The organism is Nocardioides sp. P4_G10, from assembly GCF_056401175.1.
Genome location: NZ_JBFUJV010000035.1, coordinates 26,575 through 32,663, shown reverse-complemented (window position 1 = coordinate 32,663; position 6,089 = coordinate 26,575). Strand labels below are relative to the sequence as shown.

Sequence of the window (6,089 nt, the reverse complement as noted above, 5' to 3'; positions counted from 1 at the left end):
GCGACCGAGGCGCCCGCCGAGACCGCGACCGAGGCGCCCGCCGAGACCGCGACCGAGGCGCCCGCCGAGGCCGAGGCCGCCACCGAGGCCCCCGCCGAGGCGCCCGCCGAGACCGAGGCCGCCGCCACCGAGGCGCCCGCCGAGGCCGAGGCCGACAAGAAGGACTGAGCAGGTACGCCGGCCGCGGGCTCACGTCCGCGGCCGGCGCCCCGCGTCGTCCCACCCACCGCGGGCTCGCCTCGAGCCGGCCCGCGAACCCCTGGATCAAAGGAAGAAGGACCATGGCCAACTTCACCGCCGCCGACGTCAAGAAGCTCCGTGAGCTGACCCAGGCCGGGATGATGGACTGCAAGAAGGCGCTGACCGAGGCGGACGGCGACTTCGACAAGGCCGTCGAGCTGCTCCGCGTCAAGGGTGCCGCCAAGGCCGCCGCCCGCGGCGCCGAGCGTGAGACCGCTGCAGGCCTCGTCGCCACCTCCGGCAACGCCCTCGTCGAGCTCAAGAGCGAGACCGACTTCGTCGCCAAGAACGAGGACTTCATCGCCAAGGCGCAGCAGATCGCCGATGTCGCCGACTCCGTCAAGGCCACCGACACCGCTGCCCTCAAGGCGGCCGAGCTCGACGGCAAGACCGTCGGCGAGGTCGTCGAGGACCTGGCCATCACCATCGGCGAGAAGATCGAGCTGGGCGAGGTCGCCTACTTCGACGGCACCACCGTCACCTACATGCACAAGCGTGCCGCCGACCTCCCGCCCGCCGTCGGCGTGCTCGTGGAGTTCGAGGGCGACGAGGCTGCCGCCCGCGCCGCCGCGATGCAGATCGCCGCGATGAAGGCCCAGTACCTCACCCGCGACGAGGTCCCGGCCGACGTCGTCGAGTCCGAGCGCTCCATCGCCGAGCAGAAGACCCGCGAGGAGGGCAAGCCCGAGCAGGCGATCGCCAAGATCGTCGAGGGTCGCCTCGGTGGGTTCTTCAAGGAGATCGTCCTGCTCGAGCAGGAGTCGGTCACCGAGTCGAAGAAGTCGGTCAAGGCCGTCCTCGACGAGGCCGGCACCACCGTGAAGCGGTTCGCCCGCTTCGAGGTCGGCGCCTGAGCCACGCCTCACCCGATCACCGACGAGGGGTCGTACGCCACACCGCGTACGGCCCCTCGTCGCACCTACGGTGGCGGTGGTGCCCCACCCACCCTCGGGACGTCGGAAAGGTGGCTCAGCCACCGCTCGTACGACGCCTCCCGCCCGCGTGGACAGTCCGGGTTCGTCGGCCCCCGTCCGGTCCGGTAGGTTTCGGATGACCCACCCAGTTTGGCTGTGAAGGGATGCACGTGGCGTACAAGCGAGTCCTGCTCAAGCTCTCCGGTGAAGTGTTCGGCGGAGGTGCGGTGGGGTTGGACCTCGACGTCATCAATGCCACGGCCGGCGAGGTGGCCGAGGTCGCCAAGTCGGGCGTCCAGATCGCGATCGTCGTGGGCGGTGGCAACTTCTTCCGCGGCGCCGAGCTCCAGCACCGCGGAATGGAGCGGGCCCGCGCCGACTACATGGGCATGCTCGGCACGGTCATGAACTGCCTCGCGCTCCAGGACTTCATCGAGAAGCACGGCGTCGAGACGCGCGTGCAGACGGCCATCACGATGGGCCAGGTCGCCGAGCCCTACATCCCGCGCCGGGCCATCCGGCACATGGAGAAGGGTCGCGTCGTGATCTTCGGTGCCGGCGCCGGCATGCCGTTCTTCTCCACCGACACCGTCGCCGCCCAGCGTGCGCTGGAGACGCGCTGCGAGGTGATCCTGATGGGCAAGCAGGGCGTTGACGGGGTCTACGACTCCGACCCCAAGACCAACCCCGACGCGGTGAAGTTCGACCAGCTGAGCTACGACGAGTACCTCGCGCGCGACCTCAAGGTCGCCGACGCGACCGGCATCGCCATGGCCCGCGACAACCGGATGGACATCGTCTTCTTCAACCTCTCCACCCCGGGCACGATCGGGCGGGCGGTGCGGGGTGAGAAGATCGGCACGCTGGTGAGCAGCACGGCCTGACCGGCCCGCCCCACCTGCCTGCGCCACCAGCACCACGACGTACGAGGAGAGAGAGCAACCGTGATCAACGACGTCATGAACGATGCCGACGCCAAGATGGGCAAGTCCGTCGAGGCGACGCGCGAGGAGTTCGCCGCCATCCGGGCCGGCCGTGCCAACCCGGCGATGTTCGCCAAGATCACGGCCGACTACTACGGCACCCAGACCCCGCTGCAGCAGCTCGCCAGCTTCTCCTCGCAGGACGCCCGCACCATCCTCATCCAGCCTTTCGACATCGGCGCGATGGGCAACATCGAGCGGGCCATCCGCGACTCCGACCTCGGCGTCAACCCGGCCAACGACGGCAAGGTGCTGCGCTGCGTCTTCCCCGAGCTGACCGAGGAGCGCCGCAAGGAGTACATCAAGCTCGCCAAGTCGAAGGCCGAGGACGGCCGCGTCTCGGTGCGCAACGTGCGCCGCACCGCCAAGCAGGCCCTCGAGAAGCTCGAGAAGGACGGCGAGGTCGGCAAGGACGACGTCACGGGTGCGGAGAAGCGCCTCGACGCGGTCACCAAGACCCACACCGACAAGATCGACGACCTCCTCAAGCACAAGGAAGCCGAGCTGCTCGAGGTCTGAGCCACCCTGCCGATGACCACTCCTGATCCTCCGGCGGCGCCCGCCCCCCAACCGAACGCACCCAAGGACCACGGTCGCGCCGGTCGAGACCTGCGGGCTGCCGTCATCTCGGCGGTCGTCCTCGTCGCGGCGATCCTGCTGTCGCTGCTGTTCTGGAAGCCCGCGTTCATGGGCATCGTGGCCGTCGCCGTCGTGGTCGCGGTCTGGGAGCTGCACCAGGGGCTGGCCGCCAAGGGCATCGACATCCCCGAGCAACCCCTGATGCTCGGTGGCGTCGTGATGGTCGTCGTCGCCTACGTCTGGGGCGCACCGGCGCTGGTCACCGCCACCGCTGTCACCGCGCTGGTCATCATGCTGTGGCTGCTGAGGCGCGGCGTCGACGGCTACGTCATGAACGCCACTGCGTCGGTCTTCACCCTCATCTACGTGCCGTTCCTGGCGTCCTTCGTGGCGCTGCTGCTCGGCGAGGGCGGCACCGCCCCCGCATTCGGCCTCGACCTCGACGACGCGGGCGTGCGCGGCGTCATCACCTTCATCGCCATCACCATCGCCTCCGACACCGGCGGCTACATCGCCGGCGTCCTCTTCGGCCGGCACCCGATGGCCCGCGTGATCTCGCCCAAGAAGTCGTGGGAGGGCTTCGCCGGATCGATGGTCGCCACCATCGCGGTCGGTGTCTGGCTGGTGACGTCGTTCCTCGGCGGCGACTGGTGGGTCGGCGTCCTCCTCGGGGTCATTGCCGCGGTGATGGCCACGCTGGGCGACCTCTGCGAGTCGGTCATGAAGCGCGACCTCGGCATCAAGGACATGAGCCAGGTCATCCCCGGCCACGGCGGCCTGATGGACCGGCTCGACTCGCTGCTGGCCACCGTCGCCCCGATCTGGCTGGTCCTCTACTACCTCGTCTTCTGACGAGCCCTGCGACGGGACGTCCCATGCGCCTGCTCGTCACCGGTGGCCGCACCGGCTACCTCGGGCGGTACGTCGTTGCGGCCGCGGCGGGCCACGAGGTCGTCGCCGTGGGGTCCGCGGACGCCGACGTGCGAGACGCTGCGGCGGTGGAGTCGCTGGTCGAGCGGCACCAGCCCGACGCGATCGTCCACACGGCGTACGTCCAGTCCGACCGGGCGGTCACCGCGGACGGTGCGGCCCACGTGGCGGGCGCGGCCGCCCGGCACGGCGCCCGGATGGTGCTGGTCTCCAGCGACGTCGTCTTCGGCGGCTCCGACCGCCCCTACGACGAGACGGCACCGACGGACCCCGTCTCGCCCTACGGCGAGGCCAAGGTGGCCGCGGAGCGCGCGGTCCTCGACACCTGTGACAACGCTGTCGTGGCGCGCACCTCGCTCATCCTGGGCGACGGCGCGTCGCAGCACGAGGAGCTCGTCCGACGACTGGCGGCCGGCGCCGACGGCGCCCTCTTCGAGGACGAGCGCCGCTGCCCGGTCCACGTGGAGGACCTCGCCCGCGCGCTCGTCGAGCTCGCCGAGGGCGACGCCCAGGGCGTCCTGCACGTGGCCGGGGCCGACGGCATGAGCCGGCACGAGCTCGGCCGGCTCATCGCGCGTCGCGACGGCCTCGACGCCGATGTGCTGCGAGCCACGACGCGGGCGGCGCTGGCCGTGCCGGGCCCCGTCGACGTACGCCTCGACTCCTCGCGCGCGGCGGCGCTGCTGTCGACCCGGCTGCGGGGAGCCCGGGAGTTCCTGGCCTGACCGCGGCGCCTGCCGCCCGGACGGACCTCCCTGCCACCGCGCGCCCCGCGCGATGCGTGGCGGCCGAGCGCCTAGGCTGGTGGTGTGGAGACGCAAGAGCAGCAGGCGCACGAGGCGTCGCAGGAACGCCACTTCGAGTGGTGGCACCACAGCCACCCCACGTTCGCGGGCATCACCGGCTTCTTCGCCGGGATGCTCTTCGTCACCGCCCTGCCGGGGGCGTTCGCAGGGCTGCTCCGGCTGCTCTTCGACCACGACACGTCCGAGCAGCTGTTCCCGTTCGTGCTCCTCGCCCTGGCCCTGCCGATCGCGATGCTGATCAAGCGCAAGACCCGGCGGTTCGCTCAGTTCATGTTCGTGGGCATGGTCGTCACCGCCCTGGTCGTGGGCGGCGTCGCCTCCCTGGTGCTCTACTTCATGGCCGACGCCTGACCCGTCCGAGCCGCTGAATGGCCCCGTCGACCGTCGGGGTGGGAGAATCGGCGCGATGTCCGAATCCACGCACGAGCCCATCAAGACCCTGCCCCTCGTCTTCGACGAGCCACGCGGGCGCAAGAAGCCGCCGCGCCACCTCGCCGACCTCGACGAGGCGGGCCGCAAGGCGCTGCTGGAGGAGATGGGGCTGCCGGGCTTCCGGGCCAAGCAGCTCTCCACCCACTACTTCGGCCGGCTCGTCGACGACCCTGCCGAGATGACCGACCTCCCGGCCGGCCAGCGCGACGACCTCGTCGCGGCGCTGCTGCCCCACCTGATGACGCCGCTGCGCACGCTCGAGGCCGACAAGGGCACCACCCGCAAGACGCTCTGGAAGCTCTTCGACGGCGCCCTCGTCGAGTCGGTCCTGATGCGCTATCCCGAGCGGGCCACCGTCTGCGTGTCCAGCCAGGCCGGCTGCGGCATGGCCTGCCCGTTCTGCGCCACCGGCATGGGCGGTCTGCAGCGCAACATGTCGACCGCCGAGATCGTCGAGCAGGTCGTGGCCGGGGCCCGGTCGATGGCGCGCGGCGAGGTCCCCGGCGGTCCCGGTCGCGTCTCCAACGTGGTCTTCATGGGCATGGGCGAGCCGCTCGCCAACTACAAGGCGGTCGTCGGGGCCGTACGTCGCCTCACCGATCCCTCGCCGGCAGGCCTCGGCATGAGCGCGCGCGGCATCACCGTCTCGACCGTGGGCCTCGTGCCCCGCATCCGCCAGCTCACCGACGAGGGCATCCCCGTCACGCTCGCGCTGAGCCTGCACGCACCCGACGACGAGCTGCGCAACGAGCTGGTGCCGATCAACACCCGCTTCTCGGTCGCCGAGACCGTCGAGGCGGCCTGGGACTACGCCCGCGTCACCAAGCGCCGGGTCTCCATCGAGTACGCCATGATGCGCGGCATCAACGACCAGGCCCACCGCGCCGACCTGCTCGGCGACGTGCTCAACTCCTACGGCGACTGGGGCTGGGTGCACGTCAACCTGATCCCGCTCAACCCGATCGAGGGCTCGAAGTGGACGGCGTCCGACCCGGCCGACGAGCGCGAGTTCGTCCGCCGGCTCGAGGCGAAGGGCATCCCGACGACCGTCCGCGACACCCGCGGGCGTGAGATCGACGGTGCCTGCGGCCAGCTCGCCGCGAAGGAGTAGGACGAGGAGCAGTCCCGGCACCACCGCCGAGACGTCGCGGTCCGTTCACGTGTCGTCCGTCCGCGGCGGGTCGTGCGTTGCGGCGACCTTCCTA

Annotated in this window: 7 protein-coding genes; all 7 read left to right on the top strand. The window is 70.9% G+C overall.

Annotated elements, in window-relative coordinates; genetic code table 11:
- Positions 1–281 precede the first annotated feature (281 nt).
- The 7 genes from tsf (at position 282) to rlmN (ending at position 5,995) form a co-directional block, all read left to right on the top strand.
- Complete coding sequence (gene tsf / locus AC1DP1_RS22485) at positions 282–1,094, top strand: translation elongation factor Ts (protein ID WP_378543346.1); 813 nt, start codon at positions 282–284, stop codon at positions 1,092–1,094.
- Positions 1,095–1,318: 224 nt separating this feature from the next.
- Positions 1,319–2,038: a UMP kinase gene (gene pyrH / locus AC1DP1_RS22480; protein ID WP_477508729.1), complete on the top strand. Its 720-nt coding sequence runs from the start codon at positions 1,319–1,321 to the stop codon at positions 2,036–2,038.
- Positions 2,039–2,101: 63 nt separating this feature from the next.
- A complete protein-coding gene (gene frr, locus AC1DP1_RS22475; RefSeq protein ID WP_477508730.1) occupies positions 2,102–2,656 on the top strand; it encodes a ribosome recycling factor in 555 nt (184 codons plus the stop codon).
- 12 nt (positions 2,657–2,668) lie between these two features.
- Entirely contained in the window at positions 2,669–3,568 is a 900-nt protein-coding gene (locus AC1DP1_RS22470) for a phosphatidate cytidylyltransferase (protein ID WP_477508728.1), read from the top strand.
- Between the two features lie 23 nt (positions 3,569–3,591).
- Entirely contained in the window at positions 3,592–4,371 is a 780-nt protein-coding gene (locus AC1DP1_RS22465; RefSeq protein WP_477508727.1) for an SDR family oxidoreductase, read from the top strand.
- 84 nt (positions 4,372–4,455) lie between these two features.
- Positions 4,456–4,803, top strand: a complete 348-nt coding sequence (locus AC1DP1_RS22460; protein WP_300045724.1) for a hypothetical protein — start codon at positions 4,456–4,458, stop codon at positions 4,801–4,803.
- Between the two features lie 55 nt (positions 4,804–4,858).
- Positions 4,859–5,995 (top strand): dual-specificity RNA methyltransferase RlmN, encoded by a 1,137-nt coding sequence (gene rlmN / locus AC1DP1_RS22455; RefSeq protein ID WP_477508726.1) that lies wholly within the window; start codon positions 4,859–4,861, stop codon positions 5,993–5,995.
- Positions 5,996–6,089 lie beyond the last annotated feature (94 nt).

What these genes read in the sequence shown, in the direction of transcription:
- tsf (WP_378543346.1), top strand. Translation starts at nt 282, where the DNA reads ATGGCCAACTTCACCGCCGCCGACGTCAAGAAGCTCCGTGAGCTGACC.
- pyrH (WP_477508729.1), top strand. Translation starts at nt 1,319, where the DNA reads ATGCACGTGGCGTACAAGCGAGTCCTGCTCAAGCTCTCCGGTGAAGTG.
- AC1DP1_RS22470 (WP_477508728.1), top strand. Translation starts at nt 2,669, where the DNA reads ATGACCACTCCTGATCCTCCGGCGGCGCCCGCCCCCCAACCGAACGCA.
- AC1DP1_RS22465 (WP_477508727.1), top strand. Translation starts at nt 3,592, where the DNA reads ATGCGCCTGCTCGTCACCGGTGGCCGCACCGGCTACCTCGGGCGGTAC.
- rlmN (WP_477508726.1), top strand. Translation starts at nt 4,859, where the DNA reads ATGTCCGAATCCACGCACGAGCCCATCAAGACCCTGCCCCTCGTCTTC.